Source organism: Pseudoalteromonas sp. bablab_jr011 (assembly GCF_016464045.1).
Taxonomy (GTDB): Bacteria; Pseudomonadota; Gammaproteobacteria; order Enterobacterales; family Alteromonadaceae; genus Pseudoalteromonas; species Pseudoalteromonas lipolytica.
Genome location: NZ_JACDWU010000219.1, coordinates 1 through 21,935, shown reverse-complemented (window position 1 = coordinate 21,935; position 21,935 = coordinate 1). Strand labels below are relative to the sequence as shown.

The 21,935-nt window shown below is 40.5% G+C and carries 22 protein-coding genes; 5 read left to right on the top strand and 17 right to left on the bottom strand.

Features of this window, described 5'->3' with window-relative positions; translation table 11 throughout:
- From JIG41_RS13045 to JIG41_RS12990, 12 genes are all read right to left on the bottom strand, one after another.
- Positions 1-399: SLC13 family permease (locus tag JIG41_RS13045; RefSeq protein WP_199524888.1), on the bottom strand; the 399-nt coding region annotated here is incomplete at its 3' end.
- Positions 400-456: 57 nt separating this feature from the next.
- Positions 457-1,416 carry a porin gene (locus tag JIG41_RS13040; protein WP_180311861.1) on the bottom strand — a complete coding sequence of 320 codons (960 nt, stop codon included), beginning with the start codon at positions 1,414-1,416 and terminating at the stop codon, positions 457-459.
- Between the two features lie 205 nt (positions 1,417-1,621).
- The gene (locus JIG41_RS13035; RefSeq protein WP_036972805.1) at positions 1,622-2,992 is read right to left on the bottom strand and encodes a sigma-54 dependent transcriptional regulator; all 1,371 of its coding nucleotides are present in this window, start codon (positions 2,990-2,992) and stop codon (positions 1,622-1,624) included.
- Positions 2,989-4,728, bottom strand: coding sequence for an ATP-binding protein (locus JIG41_RS13030; protein WP_199524887.1), 1,740 nt, complete (start codon positions 4,726-4,728; stop codon positions 2,989-2,991). Before JIG41_RS13030 ends, JIG41_RS13035 begins: the two co-directional genes overlap by 4 nt.
- A gap of 22 nt (positions 4,729-4,750) precedes the next feature.
- Positions 4,751-6,733, bottom strand: a complete 1,983-nt coding sequence (locus JIG41_RS13025) for a TonB-dependent siderophore receptor (protein ID WP_036972807.1) — start codon at positions 6,731-6,733, stop codon at positions 4,751-4,753.
- A 204-nt stretch (positions 6,734-6,937) separates the two neighbouring features.
- Positions 6,938-7,210, bottom strand: coding sequence for a CBU_0592 family membrane protein (locus tag JIG41_RS13020; RefSeq protein WP_036972808.1), 273 nt, complete (start codon positions 7,208-7,210; stop codon positions 6,938-6,940).
- 152 nt (positions 7,211-7,362) lie between these two features.
- The gene (locus JIG41_RS13015) at positions 7,363-7,614 is read right to left on the bottom strand and encodes a hypothetical protein (protein ID WP_036972993.1); all 252 of its coding nucleotides are present in this window, start codon (positions 7,612-7,614) and stop codon (positions 7,363-7,365) included.
- A gap of 43 nt (positions 7,615-7,657) precedes the next feature.
- Entirely contained in the window at positions 7,658-8,062 is a 405-nt protein-coding gene (locus JIG41_RS13010; protein WP_036972810.1) for a DUF1761 domain-containing protein, read from the bottom strand.
- Between the two features lie 151 nt (positions 8,063-8,213).
- Positions 8,214-8,747 carry a response regulator transcription factor gene (locus tag JIG41_RS13005; protein WP_065979120.1) on the bottom strand — a complete coding sequence of 178 codons (534 nt, stop codon included), beginning with the start codon at positions 8,745-8,747 and terminating at the stop codon, positions 8,214-8,216.
- Positions 8,744-9,952 (bottom strand): ATP-binding protein, encoded by a 1,209-nt coding sequence (locus JIG41_RS13000; RefSeq protein WP_065979119.1) that lies wholly within the window; start codon positions 9,950-9,952, stop codon positions 8,744-8,746. Before JIG41_RS13000 ends, JIG41_RS13005 begins: the two co-directional genes overlap by 4 nt.
- A 17-nt stretch (positions 9,953-9,969) precedes the next feature.
- A complete protein-coding gene (locus JIG41_RS12995; protein ID WP_036972813.1) occupies positions 9,970-10,374 on the bottom strand; it encodes a DUF4440 domain-containing protein in 405 nt (134 codons plus the stop codon).
- Positions 10,375-10,385: 11 nt separating this feature from the next.
- A complete protein-coding gene (locus JIG41_RS12990) occupies positions 10,386-11,693 on the bottom strand; it encodes an amidohydrolase family protein (RefSeq protein WP_199524886.1) in 1,308 nt (435 codons plus the stop codon).
- A gap of 152 nt (positions 11,694-11,845) precedes the next feature.
- Here JIG41_RS12990 and JIG41_RS12985 point away from each other — a divergent pair, with 152 nt between their 5' ends.
- Both JIG41_RS12985 and JIG41_RS12980 read left to right on the top strand, forming a co-directional pair.
- Positions 11,846-12,919 (top strand): ketoacyl-ACP synthase III, encoded by a 1,074-nt coding sequence (locus JIG41_RS12985; RefSeq protein WP_065979118.1) that lies wholly within the window; start codon positions 11,846-11,848, stop codon positions 12,917-12,919.
- 78 nt (positions 12,920-12,997) lie between these two features.
- Positions 12,998-13,384 (top strand): VOC family protein, encoded by a 387-nt coding sequence (locus JIG41_RS12980; protein WP_036972994.1) that lies wholly within the window; start codon positions 12,998-13,000, stop codon positions 13,382-13,384.
- A 3-nt stretch (positions 13,385-13,387) separates the two neighbouring features.
- Here the strand turns inward: JIG41_RS12980 and JIG41_RS12975 are convergent, their stop codons facing one another.
- A complete protein-coding gene (locus JIG41_RS12975) occupies positions 13,388-14,749 on the bottom strand; it encodes a M17 family metallopeptidase (RefSeq protein WP_199524885.1) in 1,362 nt (453 codons plus the stop codon).
- An 88-nt stretch (positions 14,750-14,837) separates the two neighbouring features.
- On the bottom strand, positions 14,838-15,248 hold the full coding sequence (locus JIG41_RS12970; protein ID WP_036972817.1) for a hypothetical protein: 411 nt from the start codon (positions 15,246-15,248) through the stop codon (positions 14,838-14,840).
- Positions 15,249-15,352: 104 nt separating this feature from the next.
- Between JIG41_RS12970 and JIG41_RS12965 the strand changes: the two genes are divergently transcribed.
- The 3 genes from JIG41_RS12965 (at position 15,353) to JIG41_RS12955 (ending at position 20,020) form a co-directional block, all read left to right on the top strand.
- Positions 15,353-15,508: an oxidoreductase-like domain-containing protein gene (locus tag JIG41_RS12965; RefSeq protein ID WP_075593321.1), complete on the top strand. Its 156-nt coding sequence runs from the start codon at positions 15,353-15,355 to the stop codon at positions 15,506-15,508.
- A gap of 292 nt (positions 15,509-15,800) precedes the next feature.
- Positions 15,801-18,413 (top strand): TonB-dependent siderophore receptor, encoded by a 2,613-nt coding sequence (locus JIG41_RS12960; RefSeq protein ID WP_199524884.1) that lies wholly within the window; start codon positions 15,801-15,803, stop codon positions 18,411-18,413.
- A gap of 122 nt (positions 18,414-18,535) precedes the next feature.
- Positions 18,536-20,020, top strand: a complete 1,485-nt coding sequence (locus JIG41_RS12955; protein WP_199524883.1) for a sulfotransferase — start codon at positions 18,536-18,538, stop codon at positions 20,018-20,020.
- On the opposite strand, the gene JIG41_RS12950 is transcribed toward JIG41_RS12955, so the two are convergent.
- From JIG41_RS12950 to JIG41_RS12940, 3 genes are all read right to left on the bottom strand, one after another.
- The gene (locus JIG41_RS12950) at positions 19,941-20,855 is read right to left on the bottom strand and encodes an alpha/beta fold hydrolase (RefSeq protein WP_036972821.1); all 915 of its coding nucleotides are present in this window, start codon (positions 20,853-20,855) and stop codon (positions 19,941-19,943) included. The two genes, JIG41_RS12955 and JIG41_RS12950, sit on opposite strands and share 80 nt — an antisense overlap.
- Before the next feature lie 326 nt (positions 20,856-21,181).
- Positions 21,182-21,352, bottom strand: coding sequence for a hypothetical protein (locus JIG41_RS12945; protein ID WP_155950861.1), 171 nt, complete (start codon positions 21,350-21,352; stop codon positions 21,182-21,184).
- A 143-nt stretch (positions 21,353-21,495) separates the two neighbouring features.
- The gene (locus JIG41_RS12940) at positions 21,496-21,774 is read right to left on the bottom strand and encodes a hypothetical protein (protein WP_199524882.1); all 279 of its coding nucleotides are present in this window, start codon (positions 21,772-21,774) and stop codon (positions 21,496-21,498) included.
- Between the last annotated feature and the right edge of the window lie 161 nt (positions 21,775-21,935).

Sequence of the window (21,935 nt, the reverse complement as noted above, 5' to 3'; positions counted from 1 at the left end):
CATCCACATTGATAAAAATGCCGTCACCAACATCATCGCTAAAATTTGTAGGCTAGGTTTCGTTCCCGCACGAAGCATTGTATTAAGTGCTATACGTTTATGTAGCCCCCAACGCTCCATCGCGATAGAAATTAAAAAACCGCCCAAGAATAAAAAGATCAAAGGGTGAGCATACGGTGCTGCAACCCCTTTGATTGCTGCTATACCAGCAAGAGGTGATATAACCAGTGGTAATAATGAAGTAGCTGGAATTGGCACAACCTCACTCACCCACCAAGATGCCATCCAAAATGCAAGGCCTGCTGTTCTAAGTGCGGGTTCACTCATCCCTGCTGGTGGGTCTATTAAGCATGTTAATAGCATCACTAATGGACCCAATAAAAGCATCACAGTGGTCATCAACGGACGTTGCTCTGTGCCGTCTTTTGTTTGATTAACTAATGACATACCGACTCCTTAAAACTTGTACTTAAGGCCAAGTGCAATGCTGTTATCTGATTCAATATCAAGGTCTAAATCAGTATAGAATAAGTATGCAGTTGTTTGTTTATCAAATACATAGTCAACACCTGCTGTCCATTGTTTACCTTCTTCAGCATGGCGAATTTTAGAGTCGTCTTTTACGTATTGTAATTTAGGGACCCATTTATCAATTGCATAGCTTGCACTTACAGCATAACCATTGCCTTCTTTAGTCCCGTCTGTTGATTCACTACGTTGGATTAAACCGGCTAACTGAAGATTTTCGTGTTTCCACGCCGCGACAACGCGACTTGCCGTTAATTTATTAAGAGCATCAACATGACTGATTGCAACATAATAATTAGCTGATTTTAATGCACGGTCACCATAAATAACGGTTGCAGCAAACCCTGACTCATCATTACTGCTATCGTCTTTTGGCGCGTATGTTAACGCTAATGAAGCACCCGCATATGTTTTAGAGCTATAGGTAATGGTGTCGCCAATCCGGTCTTGCCCTGGGATCAACTGCGCAATATCAGCTTGTGTTTCGTTAAAACCGTCAAGTTTGCCTTCTGAATATTTAAAGCGCGTGTCATTACGACCAACGACGACTTCACCAAAATCGCCCGCTAAGCCTAAATATGTATTACGTGCTGAGAATGGCTCATTAGTATCATCGTGTTCAAAGCCTTTTACTTGTACTTCGTATTTGAACACAGCTTTTAATGATTCAGTGAGTTTATGACTGCCCTTGATGCCTATACGAGAAAAAGGTGCATCAATTTGCGTACCTTCATCAGCATAGCGCATCACACCAGTATCAGTGTTGGCTATTTGAACTTCGGCTTTTCCATATACAGCGTAGTCAGCAGCCATAGATGAGCTTGCAAAACACGCTAAAATTATACCCGCTGCAACGCGAGTTTTTGTATAAGTTACTATTGTTGTCATTATGCGCCCCTTTATATTAGGTTCAAATTGTTGTTCCTAACACTAGAGGCAAATTAATTGCCAACTCACACAATAAATTTAAAAAACTTAAAATACATATAGTTATGATTAAATCAATTTATTGGCATTGTTTTTATGTGCGGATTTCCACACATTTTTTAAGATGCGATGTCACTTAATCCACCCACACCCACTTTGTGATTGCTTAATCCTTGAACATTTCACGATTAATACCGTACTTACTCATTTTGTCATAGAGTGTTTTACGGGCGATTTGCAGGGTTTGCATGGTATTTTTAATACTGCCATTGTTTCGCTCAAGTGCTTCTTCAATCAGTGACTGCTCATAAAAACTCATTTTTTCAGCGAGACTGAGATCTTGGGCGAGTTGAATTTCGTTGTTACTATCATTATTAGTGGCAAATGCTAAGTCAGAGCCCAACAAAACAGCGCGTTCTGCTTGGTTTCTAAGTTCACGCACGTTGCCAGGCCAATCGTAGGCTAACAGACGTTGTTTAGCTTCGCTATTCAGTGTTGCAGGTGGTTTATGGAATCGAGTCGCCGCAATGGAGCTAAAATGTTTAAACAGCAACGGTATATCAGCTTTACGATCACGTAACGCAGGGATACTCACTTTAACGAGGTTCAGTCGATAATAAAGATCGGCTCTAAACTCACCCGCTTCGACTAAAGAAAGTAAATCAACCTTGGTTGCTGCAACAATACGCACATCAAGATCAACAGCATGATTGTCACCAACGGGAGTAACTTTTCGCTCTTCAAGCACGCGTAATAACTTAACCTGCAAACTTGCTGGGGTCGATTCTATTTCATCTAAAAATACCGTTCCCCCTTTAGCAAATTCAAACTTACCTTGTCGTGATTGTGTTGCCCCCGTGTACGCGCCACTGGCTGCACCAAATAACTCACTCTCAATTAACTGCTCAGGAATTGCGCCACAATTTATGGCAACAAAATTTGCTGATGAACGATTACTTTGGTCGTGGAGGTAGCGAGCAACTAGCTCTTTTCCGGTGCCTGTTTCGCCTTCAATTAATACATCTGCTGGCGTATCAATCACGGCATTGAGTAAATGCATCATCTGCTGCATTTGTTCGGTTTCACCCAAAATTCGCACACCTGGTGCTGATGTTTTTTCGACAGCAATTTTCAATGCACGGTTTTCCATCACCAACGCGCGTTTATCGCATGCTCGCGCAATGCAATCTAATAGCTGCTCAGTTAGCGGCTTTTCAAATAAGTCATAAGCCCCTAATTGCATGGCTTTTACTGCGACAGACACGTCTGCAAAGCCCGTTAGAAAAATAACCGGTAGTTCACTATCAAATGCCTTAACTTGTTCTAAAAAGGTTAAACCATCCATCTTAGGCATATTAATATCGCTTAATACAACCCCCTCAAAACGACGACTTAGTTTAGATAACGCCGCCGTTGGTTCGCTAAAGCATTGCACCTGATAGCCTTCAATCTCGAGCAGTTGCTTTAATGAATCACGGATCACCGCTTCATCATCAATAACGATCACCTGTTGGCAGGCATTGGCAACTAAACTCATGAGGTTTCCTTATTGCTTTGTAGTGTAATAATAAACTGTGCGCCCCCTTCAGGGCGGTTATGGGCACTTAATCGACCATTGAATGAGTCGATAATTTGTCGGGAGATAGACAGCCCTAACCCCAAACCATTGCTGGTTTTGGTACTGTAAAATGGCTCAAAAATACTGCCTAATGCATGTTGGTCAATGCCTGGGCCTGTGTCTAATATCGAAAACTTCACTCTGTCGTCAAATAATTCAAGCTCAAAACTCAATTCGCGTTTTTCACATTCAGCCATCGCTTGGCTGGCATTGGTGATTACATTCACTAATACTTGTTCAAACTTTACACTGTCGACCCATACCGTGATATGTTCTGAGATGTCGGCTGTTTTAACATCAATATCATCTTGCTTTAATTGAGCACTGGCGATCATTAATGCATTTTTAAGCATCCGCGATAAGCTCTGTTCACGCAGTTGCGTTTGTGCAGGCTTACTAAAATGCTTAAGTTGAGCAACGATCTTATGTACACGCTCAATGAGCGATTGCACCAATACAAGGTTTTCTGATGCTTGTTCAATATTGCCTTTCATAAGCAATCGCTTTGCACTGACTAAATAAGTGTTCATGGCACTTAATGGCTGGTTTATTTCATGATTAATACCCGCACTTAACTGGCCTATCGTAGCCAGCTTAGCAGCTTGGACAAGTGCCTTTTGCGCTTTTTCGAGTGCATGCGTACGCTCTATCACTTCTTGCTCAAGACTGTGTCTTGAAAATAAGAGTTTTTTATAACCCGCGAAACGAACCATACTCATGTGTATCAGCACGACAACTATCATATAAAACACACTAAACCACAGTAAACGTGGTATTTGTGCAACTTCTAAACCGCTTATATCTACCAGCACGCTGGCCTTCGCATTAATAATCTCGATGGTTTCGAACGCGCTAATAAATCGCACTCGCTTATTATTTATTTCGATGGTTTGCTCAGCCGTATTATCACTTAAAGGCTTAGAAGTATAAGCTAATAAACTTGGCGTATGTGATAGGTATCGCCTTGAACTTACAAGCGTTTCCATTTGCTTTTCGCTAAGCGCTTTTAACGAATTTAAACGCCAGCTTTGCACATCAGACATCACGATAACACTGTCTTCAAGAGAAATATGAAAGTGCGTACTGTCTGACGCATTTAGCAATTGCCTGTCTTGCTCAAACTTTTTTGCATTCACTTTTAATGTCACGACGGCAATTACTTTACCGTCTGCAATAACCGGTTCAGAGAAGTATATACCCCGCTCACTTGAGCGCATTCCTAGTGCAAAGTAAGCAACTTTTTCACCTTTTTTCGCTAAATAAAAATACGGCCTAAACGCAAAGTTACTGCCAAGAAAGGTGTAATCGACTTGCCAATTACTACTGGCCACAACAGAGCCAGATAAGTCCATTAAATAAACATCTGATGCACCACTTGCACGCTGGATATCTTCAAGATAATAATTGACGGCTTGTTCACCAACACCTTGGTTAGTTACAAACGTCTTTACTAAATCATTAGCACTCACTAAGGCTGGGATCGTTTGAAACCGTTCAAGTTCACTTGAAAAATAGTGACTTAATTGCACCGCTTGCACACGGCTTAATTGACTGGCTTTTGTGTAATCGTGTTGTCGACCAATGTAAAAAACCAATACAAGCAGCAATATTAAAATAGCACCTGCCGCAACTAACTTTTTACTTAATGATGACATTCAGACCTTAAACACGACACTGCTAGAAATTGATTTGGTAGTGTAGCGATAATTCTTCTGTTGTACCAGCGACAGAGCCATTCTCAACACGTGGATCAAACACGTTATAGTTTTTACCCAATACGTTTTCAGCTTTAAACATTAAATGACTATGCGTATTCAATTGCCATTTAACCGTGCCTCCTAATAAACTGTAAGCCGATTGGTTAAACTCATCACCGTTTAATAAAGCCGCATTCACTTGGTCACGCCATAAAATGTTTAGGCTTAGTTGCCAACTATCGTTTAAGTTATAACGGGTAACTAAGCTGGCAAAGCGTTTAAAACTGGCATTTATCGGCTCATGGAAATAGTGTGTATAGGTTCCCGTAAGCGCAAATTTTTTATTATATTGCCATGTAGCATCCAGCTCTAAACCACGGTTATCAGTGTTGAGTGAGTTTTCAAAAGTGAACAGTGTGTCACTGCCTTGAAAGGGCACAGTCTCAATAAAGTCATTAAGTTCATTATAGAAAAGTACCGCATTTGTTTGAAGTGTCGCGTTTTGATAGTGCCAAACAAGTTCAGTGGTTTTAACTGATTCAGATTGTAATGATGGATTACCTTTCGTCACAGAGTCATTTGAAAAAAGTTCATTCGTCACCGGTGTTCTGAACGATTCGCCATATTGAAGCTTTAATGTATGTGACTGATTAATTTCGTAAATGCTTGCTAATCGAGGTGATAATTTACTGTCGATATCTTTAACATCATCATAGCGTGCCCCTATAAAGAACGTGAACGAATCAGAAAATGGAATCTTTAATTGCCCGTAAGCACTCACCGTTTCAAAGGTATACTTTAATGACGCAAATAAAGGAAAATCTTTAATACGTACAATCCCATTTTGATAATAAGCAGGCGCGAGGATAACTTGTTGTGAGTCACTATCATAATAGTTAGTACGTACATCGGCTTTTTGCTGCTTTGCCTCAGCGTATTCAACGCCTGCAGCTAATTGCCATTGATTATCAAGCTGATAACTTAATTCTGTTGAAAATTTACTGTCAGAGGTTTGCCAATCGGGCCCTAATAAAAAGTCTGGCATATCGTCAAATTCAGCAATCAACCCAGCCGTTGATATTGCATGTTTACTGTAAGAGTAATGACTATCTAGCTTGAATTTATCGGTATTAAGCCAATTATATTTAATGCCTATAAACGTATTATCACTGGTGTGTTGGTTTTGTTTCGAATAACCGGCAAGATTTAAAAACTCATCAAGTTGCGTTTCATTGTAACGTGTATGAAGTGAAAGTTTTTTATAATCTAACCCTGCCTCAATATACACCGCTTTTAGAGGGTCTTTTACGTCTTGTGGGTAGCGTTCACCCGATTTACTTTCGTATGATAACGTCGCATACGCCGACACCGTGTCACTAAAATGCTTATAAAACTGTGCTGTTGCTCCGTAACGACCATTGTTGCCTGCTACAGCCTGTAATGCATTACGCTCTTTTGTCGTGACAATATTCATCACACCTAAAAAGGCGTTACTACCGTATAAAGCAGAGCCCGGCCCACGAATAAACTCTATTTTTTCTATTACCTCAATAGGTATGTAAGGCATGTAGACCGAAGCCTTACCAAATGATGATTCATTGACGCGCTCACCGTTGATCATCACCAACACATTACCACTATCTAGGTATACTCCTCGGGCATGATCTTTAGGCACAGCCCCTACCCAATCACCGCGGGTTGATTGCATACCCGCAACAAAATTCATCACTTCATACGCATTATCAACACCGAGCGCTTGAATTTGCTGACGGCTAAACACGCTCATTGTTGAAGGAACTGATGACAGGGTTTCCGCTGTTTTACTCGCAATATCAACATGTACATCGAGTAAATCTTCAAAACTTAGTGAAAATAAATCTTCATATTCAGAAGCTTCTGCGCCGAATAGCGCTGCTGGGGAATTTGCGATTAAAAAAAGTGTTGAACATAGTAAAAACTTCATGCTGCGAGACACCCGTAATAATGATTAAATGTTGCACTGCAACACTCTGTTTACACTATTAATACAAAAGATGGGTAAGCTTGCAATCTTTTTATACCAATTCACTTAATTTTATACAGTCTTTGACGCTCTGTACTTGGTGTAATAAAAAAGCCCATGTACTTTATAGTTATGGGCTCCTGTATCATTAGTTTAACGTCTCATTTAGCTAAACTGCTTAACACGCTCACTGCGCTTAGTTTTTAAATATTTGTATAAGCCAATCAATGATGCCGCAATCCAAAATATTTCAATGACAAAGCTGGCCAAGTTAAAGTTATAACACAAACTAATTAACAGCAGCACCGCGCCAGTTAAGTTCATCATGTTATACACAAGCCCTGTCGGGGATGCTTTATTTAGTTGTAACATGAAAAAGGCACCTACTACCAAGAAAGTACCCGTCATACCAATAATATCAAATAAAAGTGCTATCACGTACGTGAATCCATATTGTTCATTTGTTTATACCCAAACAACTGGCCCAATCCATGGGGAGGGTTGTTTTCATTCATTGAAACAGCAAACCGAACAATGGTATCAAAGCAGATAACTTAAACGAGGATAAATGTCCGCATTCTATGTATAAGCTACTTATGCGTCACTTTACCGCCAATAATTTTTAATGCGGGTGTGCCTCTTATCATTGTTTCGCGGGCAAAATGACGATGGCACTGCGGGCAAACACCTGTCTGTGCTGTAAAATTTTGGCTTATACGTTCAACAAAGCACTTAACTAATGCACCTTTGCCGCCTTTGCGGTATTTAAATAATTGGCACTTGCACTGACTACAAAATATATCAACGGTTTTCGTCGGGCCTTTTTTATTGGGTTTAGCCATAAACTCCACACTAAACGCGATTAAAAAACGCATGCTACCATGTCTATGGCCAAAGCCCCAAAACCAAACCCGTTAAAGAGAACTGTAAAATAGAATAGCCAGCGTTCACTAAAAACAATTTAAGGGGTCGTTGCTCAAAAATATAACCAATGCCAAGTGCGCAACTTACCCAACATAAACCGATTATAAACCCTGTGCCTACGGCAACGCCTACATTAACATTGCTACCAATAAATAAAGATAAACTTAAAGCAATTAATAGGCACAGCACAAAACTGCCACCAAACACCATGACATGATTGATTTGCTGAAGATCAAGCTCTGTTAAACCGCAGCTCTCCATCCAAATGCGTTTAAAAAACCACGGAGAATACCAAACAGCCCCAAGAAGAAAAGAAGCAAGCGCAGCAAGAAATACGGCAAAAAAATTCAGTTGAGAAAAATCCATACACCAGACTCATACAACCAATAGGGTTAATTTGACTTTAGTTAAGGAATCCCAATGCAGCAAATCAAATGTGACGAGTGGTATTTGGCTCTAATACTAAATACCTTTTTTGTGTTGTGTAACTTAATTTAACAATACTTAAATATCATCTTTATTGCTGAACGGGTTTCTTTTGAAGTTTACGTTGTAAGGTTCGCCTGTGCATGTTCAACTGCCTTGCTGTTTCAGATATATTGCCATGATTACGATGCAATACGTGTTGAATATGTTCCCATTCGAGTCGTTCTGGCGACATTATTTGTGTTTGTGGCAGAGTATGGGTAGGTTGCTCTGCCTCACTGCCCTCAAGTAATGTTCTCAGTAACGAAACAAAATCGACGGGTTTGGGTAAATAATCATCTGCACCGAGACGAATCGCTTCAACTGCACTGGCAATACTTGCAAAGCCTGTTAGAAGGATAATGCGTGAACGCGGAAATTGCTGGCGCATTGGCTTTATTAACGTTAAGCCATTTTCATCTTTTAACTTTAAATCGACTAAAAAATGACTGGGTGAAAAAGCACTACAAATGTCAATTGCTTGCTGACAACTGTGGGCAAGCTGACAACAAAAGCCATGTTTTGTAAAGCGTCTGGCTAGCGTGTTGGCTAGATTAATGTCGTCTTCGATTATTAATAAATTCATACCACTTTCAGGGTGATTGTAGCTACAGCCCCCTGCTCTTTATGATTACTCACTGTAAGTGAGCCTTCTAAGCGTTCCAAAGTCACATTAGAAAGCATTACTGCCATCCCCATACCATGTTGACTCGGCATAAGTTGACCCCCTAATGCTGCCATTTGTTGCTCACTTAAACCTTGACCAAAATCACGTAAAGATAAAGAAACCGAATCCGCGTTAAACTGCCAACGAGCTTCTATGTGAGAGTGCTGCTGATTGTTTGCTAATACTGCATTTTGTAGCAAATTCAAAATAGCGGGTAATAACATTGCATCACTCAGAATAGTGCATTTAGGTGGTTCATTTAACCATTCAAGCGTGTGTTCTGGATGATGTAATAATGCAGCATCTGCTATTTCTTTTTGCAGCACATCGACCGGTATTATTGTTTGCGTTTTACCTGTTCTAAGCGCAGATGATAGCGCTCTAAAATGCGCTAGTTGCTCATTGCACTGCTCCAATGGCTTGGCCATTTCTTGTATAATGGGGTCGTCAGCTTGCTGCTCTTTAAGCTCTTCGTAAAGAAATTGCAGGTTTGCTATAGGACTTGCTAACTGATGGGTAATTTGTGCAGCTGCACCATCTAATGTTAACAATTGCTCGTGCCTGAGCTGCTGCTCTCGGCCTCTTGCTATAGTGGCATCGCGTGCTTTAATCGTCCGATTTAGCGCACCGATTATAAATGCAATTACAATCACACTTATCACGAAGTTAACCCACATCCCAATAAAGTGATGAGTCATGTCGATTTGATGCATACTGTGATCAGGCATTTTAAACAGCAAATAGCTATACGCCGCGATGGCAAGCCCAGCTATATAAGCTAATCCTTTACCATTAACCGACACGGCAGCAATCATAATTGGTAAAAGTAACAGCGACACAAATGCGTTCGTGGCGCCCCCACTCAAAGACAGCAATATCGATAAAAATAAGATATCAGCAGTCAACTGCATCAACACGGCAATCGGTTTCGCGTGGTTCACTTTGCGATACGCTAAAATACTGAGCAATTGGAACAGTGCTTCTACACTAATCACAGCCAGTAAAGGGAAGATGGCAACTTGATAATCAAATAAAAAGTATACCGAAACAACAGCAAAAAATTGCACAGCAATAGCTGCACTTCTTAAAGTAAGTAAGCGGCTAATCGCCGGATCAGTTTGCATAAAAAGCGTTAAGAGACTTAATCGTCATCCATAGAAATAGTAAAGGGAGCGCAAGGTGTTCCTTGATGAAACACCATTTGCCATTGTTGACCATTAAAGCGCCATAGCGACATGCGAATTGAATAATTAAACTCAGCACGGGCGGAACGCCTAAAAGCAGCTTGATAACTCAATTGGGCAATCTCATCACTCAGCATCCGCCCTTTAAAGTGTTGATTATAAAACTGAGGAACGACTTCAGTCGGTAAACGTGTTAAAACCTGAAACTTATTAAACGACGTGCCATTAGCTGAAATTTCAATAAAGTCATCATCGAGCAACGCATCGAGTGCATCTGCAGACTGACGGATCTCAGGTTCTAGCAATTGCCTTTCAGCCTCAATGAGCTGATTAAATAACGTCGCTTTAATTTTACCGCTCATCGTAGTTACCCTTACTGTTTGAGCACGTCTCCGCCTTTCATAACAAAGCGTACATTTCTAAGTTCACTAATGTTATCAAGTACATTCATATTAACACTGATAATATCTGCTTGTTTACCAACACTCAAGTCACCAAGGTGCTCGCTTTGCCCTAATAATTTAGCGGCCTCGACAGTGGCTGATTTTATTGCTTCTTTTGGTGTCATGCCATAATTAACAAGTAGTTCAAACTCTTTTGCATTATCACCATGCTTTGATACGCCTGAATCTGTTCCAAATGCTATTTTAACCTTATTTTTTAACGCTAATTTAAACGATGCCTCCATTTTTGGAGCCACAAACTCAACTTTATCAGCAATTGCTTTTGGCATGTTGGGGTTTTCTAATACTTCTTGTTTGACTGTAGCACCTGCGAGTAATGTTGGGATTAAATACGCATCTTGTTTCTTAAATAGCTTTACAGTGTCTATATCTAAAAAAGAGCCATGTTCAATTGAGTCTACACCCGCCCGTAAAGCCGCTTTGATACCTTCTGTGCCATGTGCATGTGCAGTAACTGGGCGACCTAAATGATGAGCCGTATTAACGATTGCAGTAAGTTCATCATCGGTAAACTGCTGATTAACACCAGCAGCTGTATTACTCAACACCCCACCCGTGGCAGTGATTTTAATGACATCGGCCCCACTTTTTATTACATCTCTTACGGCTCGAGTACAATCATCAGCGCCATTACACACGCCTAAACCACCGCCAATGGCTTGGCTAACATCACGGCGGTACCCGTGCATATCGGCATGCCCTCCCGTTGGGGTAATCATATCACCTGCCGCAAAAATTCTTGGCCCAGGTATATCACCCCGCTCAATTGCACGCTTTAATGGAAAAATAACTTGATAACGGCTGCCTAAGTCACGCACTGAGGTAAAACCTGCGTCGACTGTGCGCTTTAAATACTTGAGTGAACGCAGAGCATCATCCGCTTCATACTCAGTTAACCACTGATGGGGGTTTCGCTTAGTATCTCGTTCAAATGTTAAGTGCACATGCATATCGATTAAACCGGGGAGCACCATCTGATTTTTTAAATCAATAATCGTTGCATCTGTAAGATTTAATTGCTCTTTAGTTAAATAACCAGCTTCAATTGCTGTAATTTTATCGTTTTCGATCACGATGGTTTGTTGTTGTTTTACAGCTTGCTCAACGCCAACCAACATTTTCCCTGCATGGATCAGCAACGTGTCAGCACTCACTGAAAATGTGCACAAAGAAACCAGTACCGATAAGGTGCCTATTTTTAGATTTATTTTTTTCATATTCGCCTCATTTTTATACTAGGTTTAACTTAAATACCGAGTAAAAGCCATTATTTGCGACATAGCAGTGTGTTACGCTAGTCTTAACAAGTGAATTTTGATATAACTTCGGCAAAATTTTAACAAGTCTGACCACATAAAGAGAACACATTATGTCTTATGCCCAAATCACTGGCTGGGGTAAATGTATACCACCAGCAAGCATTAGCAACGACGAAATCAGCAATATCGTTGATACTAACGATGAATGGATCACAACGCGTACGGGTATTAAATCTCGTCGTGTAAGCCACGTTAGCACTGCTGATTTAGCAACTGTCGCTGCAAAACACGCACTTGCATGCGCAGGTGTTGATGGGAAAGACATTGATCTTGTTTTACTCGCAACATGTACCCCCTCAACAATGGTGGCTAATACAGCCTCACTTGTACAAAAGAATATTGGTGCGGTGGGTGCAGCAGCAATGGATACAAACGCGGCATGTTCAGGCTTTTTATACGCACTACAAGCAGCTACTGCACAAATTCGTGCTGGTATGATCAAAAAAGCGGTGGTTATCGCAGCAGAGCGCATGACCTGGTACATCAATTGGGAACGTCGTGACAGTGCAGTATTATTTGGTGATGGTGCGGGCGCTGTTGTATTAGAAGCGTCTGATACTCCATCTGGTTTATTGGCAACTAAAACAGGCTGTGATAGCGAAGATCGTGATATTTTGCATATCGAAAATTTTGGTAGCGATCTTAATAAGTACGCGCCAATTGGCCCGTCTAACTTATTATTTGAAGGCCGTGAAATCTTCAAACGTGCCGTTAAAGGAATGAGCGAAGCGTGTGATGATGTGCTTAATCAAGCGCAGTTAAAACTTGATGACATCGATGTACTTGTTCCGCACCAAGCAAACTTACGCATTATTCAAGCTATTCAGCAGCGCTTAAAGGTGGCTGACGAAAAAGTAATGGTCAACATTGCTGATTACGGTAATACATCAGCTGCAACGATTGCAATTGCGATTTGCGAAGCTGTTGAGCAAGGCCTTATAAAACCAAACTCGAATATTATGTCTGCGGCATTTGGTGCCGGTTTAACGTGGGCTGCAAGCTACATTAAATGGGGCGAGCGCGTAACGCCTATCTCAATTTCAGACGCAAGCCTTCCACCCTGCGATAAAACAGGCTTAGAACTTGTTGCGCCGGCTGTTGCAGCATGTAAAGCGGCTGAATAACAAGCTATATATTATGAATTAAGCGCGGCAATTGTCCGCGCTTTTTTGTTTCAAGGATACTGTTGATATATGAAAACAATCGGATTATTAGGTGTTCACCATGTAGCGATTATTTGTAGTGATTATGAGCATTCAAAACACTTTTACACTGAAATTTTAAAATTGCCAATTATCCATGAGCAGTACCGAAAAGAACGTGATTCTTACAAGCTAGACCTTGCACTGCCAGACGGCAGTCAAATAGAGTTGTTTTCATTTGTAAATGCGCCCACAAGACCAAGTTATCCTGAAGCACAAGGACTGCGCCATTTAGCTTTTAAAGTGGCCAATATAACGGAAGCTAAACAGTACTTAGAACAACAAGGTGTAGATGTGGAAGATATTCGTGTCGATGAAATCACCGGGAAGCAATTTACGTTTTTTGCTGATCCCGATGATTTACCGTTAGAGTTGTATCAAATATAACACTTATTGAAAACGGTCTTGTAGGTAGTTAAATACAGCACGAATACCGAGTGCTTCCCCTCCCACTGGACGACCAGGCAATGGGCGTAAGTTCCACGCCATAACGTCAAAGTGAACCCAAGGCGTAGTCGGTTCGATAAACTCTTTTAAGTAAAGTGCAGCAGTGATAGCTCCACCAAATGGGGTTGATGCACAGTTCGCAATATCAGCCACATCACTCTTTAATAACGCTTTGTATTGACTGAATAAAGGCAACTGCCAAACGGGATCAAAGCACTTTTCTCCGGCGCTCATCAACTTACTGGCCACCTCGTTATCGTTCGCAAAAAAGCCTGGCAGTTCAGTACCAAGTGCAATACGACACGCTCCTGTGAGCGTTGCAAAGTCAATAATAAGATCGGGATTGTCGTTTTGTGCTTCTGCTAACGCATCACATAACACTAAACGGCCCTCGGCATCCGTGTTATCAATTTCAACAGTGATACCTTTTCGGGTTTTAATAACATCACCCGGTCTGAATGCATTACGCGATACAGCATTTTCTACAGCAGGAACCAAGACACGTAAACGTATCGGCAAGTTTGCTGCCATAATTAGCTGCGCTAAGCCAATGACATGAGCTGCGCCCCCCATGTCTTTTTTCATGTTGCGCATGCCAGAACTTGGTTTTAAGTCTAAACCGCCCGAATCAAAGCACACCCCTTTGCCCACAAGGGTAATTTGAGGGGCATCTTTTGCGCCCCAGCGTAAGTCTAACAAACGTGGTTTGTTTTCACTTGCACGGCCAACCATGTGAATTGTGGGATAATTTTGCTCAAGCAACTCATCGCCAACCCATTCACTAAACTCACCATCAAAATTATCAGCCAGATCAGCCATCACTTGTGATAAATGTTGTGGCATCATATCGGCTGCAGGTGTATTTACGAGATCGCGTACTAAATTTATTGCGCTTGCGAATTCAGTCAAGCGCTTGGCAAGGCTTTCATCACTAATAGCAAGTTGTGCTCGTGGCGATGGTTTTTCTTTATATTCACTAAACTCATAACCACCTAGCATAAAGCCAAGTGCAACCTGTTCGGCAAAGGCACTGTCACCCTGAATTTGGTAACAACCAGCCGGCAATTTAGTCGACAAGTCACCTGCAAGCCAAAAATCGTTAATATCGTTTACAAGGCAATACACATGAACCAAATCACCTGATTCACTGTCAGCTACGAGCGCAAGCCCCTTGTTTTTAAAGTCGCAATTACTTAACCAGTTTTGCAAAGCTTGCGGCTGTTCAGATAACCACGATGCTAAATGCGTTTTTTCAATGAAAGAGAGCGGAATACCCGTAGAAGAATGACGAATTAATGAACTCATTAAACGACTCAATATAAAGAAAAGGTAATTAAGCATACCAATAACTTGAGCTAAAGGGTATAGGCGAAATCAGATTGATAAACGCAGCTTACTTGTGATCTTTTTCTTCGGCTTCTTCTTTTGCAACTTGCTGATCTATCTCTTTAAGTGACTTATTGATATTAAATGAACTCGGAAGAACATCAACACCAACCCACTGCCCTAGTTTTACAACTAGCGGAATCGTAATGGGTGCAAAAGGTAATACAGCAAACACACCCAGCCCAATCCCTTTTAGAATATCTAAAAATTGTTCATTAGCCGTATGCAACTCTTCTTTAGTTGCGTGGCCTTGTGTATAACGTCTATAGATTTGCAGCATTTCTTTGGTTTCTTGCTTTTCTTGGGCAAGTGCGATTTTAAGTGCCACCATAGCGCGCTTAAAGCGTAATTGCTGACGCTTTTTGGTAATTTTAGCCACTCGAAATGGGGCCCGATGAATAACTTTATATAATCGCATTCGGTTATTTTCACATAAGCATCTCACTTCACAAAGCATAATTTACTTATAGTAGATTTTGCTTTACCCTTCGCACACTTTTCTTAACTCGTTTTATTTTTTAAATGTGCCAAGATCGCCACGTAAATGAACCTAAGCCACAAAAACCTGCGCCTGACGAATGTTGTGGAGGCGGTAGTTGTTGCCCATGTGTTTGGGATGAATACCGTGAGAAATTACGACAGTGGCAATTAAAAAACGAATCAAAGCAAAATAATTAAACCGTTCCAACTCAGTTTTAGTGCAAAAAACGAACAAACAATCATTAATTTTAATTTTTTAAAGCCCTCATAATAAGTTCTGGCTGCTATTAATAAAACAACGAATAATTTATCACCTTCGTTTTCAGTAACATATCCTAAATAATTGCAAAAAACACGACCAAATTACCCAAAATAAAACATATTGTTAATAATTTGCAAATTAAATTAACAGTAGGTATAAGTTAGTTACACCAAATTAGAATACCTATTTGGTGGCATAATCATAACTATTCTAACTGGGGAAGTCAGAATGAAATTAAAAAATAATATGCTACAACAAGCTGTTAAGTTTGCTTTAGCCACGACAACAGCGGGTCTGTTTGTGTCGGGTTCTGTGGTTGCTGCAGATGAGTCAACCGAAGAGACTAAAGTTAACAAAAATGTTGAAAAAATCGCAGTAGTTGGTACTCGTTCAGCGCCGCGTTCTATCGGTGACTCACCTGTTCCTATTGATATAGTTAGTGGGGATGAACTGAGCAAAAATGGTTCTACTGATATGTTAGATATGCTTCAAGCATCTGTTCCATCATTTAACGTTCGACAGCAGCCTATTTCAGACGCTGCATCGTTTATTCGTCCAGTTAACTTAAGGGGTTTATCTTCAGACTCAACTCTTATTCTACTTAATGGTAAACGTCGTCATCGCGCGTCGGTAATTGCTTTTCAAGGCGGCGGCGTAAATGATGGTGCACAAGGCCCTGATATTTCAGTAATCCCTTCTGTTGCAATGAAGCAAGTCGAAGTGCTCAGAGATGGTGCAGCAGCACAGTACGGTTCTGATGCAATAGCAGGTGTAATGAATTTTGTATTAAAAGATGCCTCTGAAGGTGGCTCTTTCTCTGTGCGCCAAGGAGAGTATTACGAAGGTGATGGCGATCAGACAGTAATTGATGGTAATGTTGGTCTACCATTCACTGACGAAGGTTTTGCTAATTTATCTTTTCAATATAAAACTGCAGATGCAACAAGCCGTACTTTACAGCGCCCAGATGCAGCAGCTTTAATCACTGCAGGTAACACGTCAGTTAATGATCCTGCACAAACTTGGGGTAACCCAGAGATTGATGATGATCTAACTCTGTTTGCTAATGTTGGCTTAGACCTTGGCGATGGAAAGAGTTTCTACATGTTCGGTAACTATTCAGATAGAACTGCAACAGGGGGCTATTATTATCGTAATCCTCAAAATAGAGGCGGCGTTTACACCGATGCTGACGGAAACCTTTTAGTAGGTGCTATGGATGGTAATAGTGATGCCTGTCCAAATATTCCAATCACTTCAGGTAATGTTTTAACTCAACAAGATTACATAGATAATGTAGCTAATAATGACAACTGCTGGGCTTTCAACGAATTATTCCCTGGGGGCTATACTCCGCTTTTCACTGGCGAGATAAATGATACCTCTTTAACTATGGGTACTAAAGGCGAGTTTAAAGATGGTTTTTTAGATGGCGCTTATTATGATTTCAGTGGTTCGGTTGGCCGTAACAAATCAACCTACATACTGGTTAACACAGTAAACCCATCATTAGGAGCTAACCAACCTGCTGATAATAGTTTTGAAGCTGGCTCTTATATTCAGCTTGAAAAAGCATTCAACCTAGACATTTCAAAAGCATATGATGTTGGTTTAGACGAGATGCTGAACGTCGCTTTTGGTGCAGAATGGAGACAAGAAAGCTTTGAAATTATTTCAGGTGAACAGGTTTCTTGGCAACAAGGGCCTTTAGCAGAACAAGGCTTTAGTGTTGGCTCTCATGGTTTCGCTGGATTTTCGCCAGAATCTCAAGGTATAAGCAAACGCCAAAGCATCGCCGCATATTTAGATGTTGAAACATACTTAACTGAAGATTTTTTAGTTGGTGCTGCACTTCGATATGAAGACTTCTCAACATTCGGAGATACATTAAATTATAAAGTAACAGCCCAATACTCAATAACAGACGAGTTTTCACTTCGCGCATCTCATTCAACAGGTTTCCGTGCTCCAACGGTAGGCCAAGCTAATGTCGTAAATACCCAGACTTCTCTTGTTAATGGTGAATTAATCCAATCAGCAACATACCCACCTACGCACCCAGTATCAGCTCAAAAAGGTGGTGTAGAACTCACTCCAGAAGAGTCTAAAAGTTTTGCTATTGGTGGCGTTTATCAAAGTGGCGACTTTTTCCTTACTGTCGATTTATACGACATTAAAGTAGAAGATCGTATAGCACAAACAGATAAGTTATTTATCGACCAAAATGATGTAAATGCTTTACAAGGTCAGTATCCTAACCCAGAGTTGTTACTTGGAGGTTCAATAACTTTCTTTGCAAATGACTTCGACACACATACACAAGGTGCTGATGTTGTAGCAAACTACACAATGGAACTGTTCGGTGGCGATACTAAACTTTCTTTAGCCTACAATTACAACAGTACTGAAGTTGACAATGCTGGCTTATACACTTCTGACTTCAAAGTTAAACGTCTTGAACAAGGCATACCAGAACATCGTGCAACATTTACATTTGCACAAGATTGGGAAACATTCAGTATGTTTGTTCGAACAAACTACTTTGGCGAGTACTTTGCAACACATGCTGATGAGCCAGATATTGGTGACACTTATGGTTGGTCTAAAACAGGGAGTTCTGCAGTAACCTTCGATGCTGAATTGAGTTACTATGCAACTGACGCAATTACACTGTCTATAGGCGCGAATAATATCTTCGATACTGAGGCTGAAAAGTTACAAGAAGTATCTAGTGATGGCTCATATGGCTCGCGAGCTATTGTAGGTGGTAAATACTACGAAAGTGGCCCATTTGACTATAATGGCGGATTTTACTACGTCAAAGCGAGTTATAAATTTTAATATTTAACAATATACATTTGTAAGTTAAGCCAATGATGATTTATCTTCATTGGCTTATATACATTAACAGCTATTCATCATATACATTATAATAATATCTCTAATTTGCGCTTCAGAGTATTATGCTGCTAGAAAAAGCCAATCAATTACTTGCTGAAAACAAACTAAAAGAAGCTGAGTTTCATTTTAAAGCCTTGTTAGATGCGAACCCTGAAAATGGTGAAGCATTGTTTGGTTTAGGCAGAATCGCACTTCGATTAGAGCGCTATGATGCTGCTGTATATCTATTGCAGCGCGCGTGTGAAAGGCTGCCCTATCTGCTTGAACCGTTGCATGCACTTGCCGATGCGTTTAATGGCGTGCATTCACCTCAAGATGCGCTCACTGTACTTGAATATGCAAAGTCAATCGCAAGTCATAACCCAGAGCCTCACTACTTTTTAGCTCAACACTATTTAACCTATGGTGAACTAGACAAAGCCTATGGTATTTTACAACAAGCGCTCGCCATGGGTGATTACCCAGTTAAGGCCTATATACTTTTTGAGCTTGTGCAATTTTCTCGCTTTAATCACGAGCAAAACTACCTCAATGAACTGCATCACTTTTTAACACTCACCAATAACTTACGTTTAAAAATGGTCTGCTACTACGCATTAGGTAAAAGCTATGATTTATTAGATGATACCGAGCAAGCATTTAATTACTTTACCCTCGCTAATAAACTGCAGTCACAACTGACTACGTTTAAAACCAATGAACTCGCCCCTTTTTATCAGCAAATCATCAGCCAAAGTGATGCAACGTTAATTGATTCACGCGATAAACGTTTTACGGGCACGATCACCCCTGTTTTTATTATCGGCATGCCACGAAGTGGCTCTACTTTGCTTGAACAAATGCTAGTTAGTCACGAAAGTTTTGCAAGCCTAGGAGAAGATGCCAGTATCAGCAATCAGGTTGTTGCGTATATTGAGCAGCAAACTCAATTACCTTACCCCGAGTGCCTATCTAAACTGGATCAAAAGCTGATCAGTACGGCGCGCAATATCTATATAGAAAGATTAAAGCAATCTCCCCATGTACGCCCGTATATGATCAATAAGCTGCCAGCAAATTATCAATCACTTGGATTAATCTATCTATTATTTCCAAACGCAAAATTTATAAATATACAACGTGATTATCAGGCTGTTGCGTGGTCAGTATTTAGTAATTACTTTGCAGAAAATGAGCCCTACTTTTGCTCATTGACTGAATTTAAGCAGTATTACGATTTATATCAGCAACTTATGTCGCACTGGCATAGCGTAATGCCCGATGCACTTTTTGACTTACAATATGAGCAACTCGTCACAGAACCTGAACAAACGTTGAGTGCTCTGTGTGAATTTTTAGGCGTTAAGTACAGCAATCGCTTTTTAGAGTTTTACAAGTCGAATAAGCCAGTCGCAACACTGAGTAAAGCAGCAGTCAGACAACCACTAACTGACAAAGCTAAAGATAAATATAAGCGTTACGAAACGGCTATGAATCGCCTTGTGAATGAGCCGAAAACCACTCAAGAAGATCAGCAAACTGATCGTGGCGCGCCTCAGGGTGAGTAAGCATATTAATATGGTCATAATTCACCTTGTGACCATATTTTCGACCGTAAATCGTCATTGTTTGCACACCTACACCTGACTCAGCCATGAACTTTTCAATGTCAATCGGTTGGCAAAGCGCCTTATCTTTTATACCCGCCACATGAAAAATAGGGGGCAGAGCTATATCTTGCAGCGCTTTTGCATAGTCAAAGCCGTCATCTGAGTCTACCCAGGGCTTGCGCTTAGCCCATTGCATACTTTGATAATGGGACTTACGCGTTTCATCGTCACTTCCCCATTTCAATTTTTTAGCAGGCACAAACCCGTGTTTTCTCGCCATTAAAGGTGCTAAACCATACCAAATTAAATTACCTTGGATATATTTGCTTGGGTGATGATTATAAAGCGTGCGCTTTGATCCAAAATACGCACAAGCCCTTACATCATTAATTAGATTAGGAAAGCGCGCAAATACGCTATTCATTAATACCCCACCCCATGAATGGGCAACCCAATAACGTGCGGGTGCACCTTCAAGTTGTTCTATTTTTGCTAAAAAAGCGGGGATGTCTTCTAATATGGCTTCGGTTTGCCCGTAGCTCGCATATTTTGATATTGCAGGTTTACTTTCACCACGGCCCCGTAAATCAGCCACGTAGCACACATAACCCTGTTCAGCTAAAAACGGTGCCAAACCTTTATTGCTGTGAGTGTAAAAAATTTTGCCATTCTCGACTGCACCATGCATAAAAAACACCGCAGGCCCGGTTGCATCAGTTTTACAAATACGGCGCATATGGAGGGTTTGATTTTCAGCTAATTTTATAAATACAGACTGTTGTTTTAATGTCACGGTTGACCTTTTTTATTATTATAAACTCATCGTACCAGCAATACGTTACGTCAGTATTACTAGCAAAGCAAGCATGATGTGATCAAGTAAGTAGCCCTTAAATACAACAAGACTTTGTAAACGTAAGAGCGGGAGTTTTAATAAAAATATAACGGAATGAACCAAATGAAATTGAGTTGAGTTGAGTTGAGTTGAGTTGAGTTGAGTTGAGTTGCATGCTTAAAGACGATAAGCGGACATTGACAACTCCCTTATTATCGTTTTTTTCACAGTTGGCTAAACATGCAGCTCAGGATGAAAACCAACTGTGAAAAGTGATTTCCTTGCTATGTTTTTTTACACTCGAAACCCTTAGAGTCCACCCGTGCGATACTGTCTTTGTCGCCACATTGCTCTATGGCCATTTCCATGTGATTTTGCTCATTATATTGTTTAGCGATGGCCCCAAGCCCTACCAATATTACCAAGGCTATAAGAACTTTTTTAAATTTAGACATAAACACTCCTTTGAAAATGATCACTCAATACATTAGTACCTAAATATTACACATAAAGGGACAAGCAAACAATTCACTTTCCCTCTGCACAAACCAGCCGCAAGTTTTAATTACTCGCAGCGGTTAAAGTTTACCTTTAATTATCATTCAATCATTGCCATTGAATTTATATTGAAATGATAAATGGAAAACGATTCACCCTCTTCTTTTAAAGTCACTGTTATTTGTGCTTCACCATTTTCAAAAGAAGCTGGGATTTTATAAGTAACAAAAGTACCTGATCCATCGCCTGTTACAGCTTTAGTGCTGACATTAATAAATTGATACTCACCGAGTTCTTTCAAATCGCCTAATTTCGAAAAAGCTCGAATAATTTTTGACAAGTCGTCATCTGAAACACCCTCAATTGAGGTTGGGGTCATGTAACTTTTTAATGTTTGTGCGGCGTTGTTTCCTAAAAGTTTGAACTATCTTGCCAGCCTGTGATCAGATCATCTATATCCTACTAGCCCGTGCAACAACAATGAGCAAAATCACAAACTGGTCTCACTATAATCAAGCCCTCGTTAACCGCGGTAATATT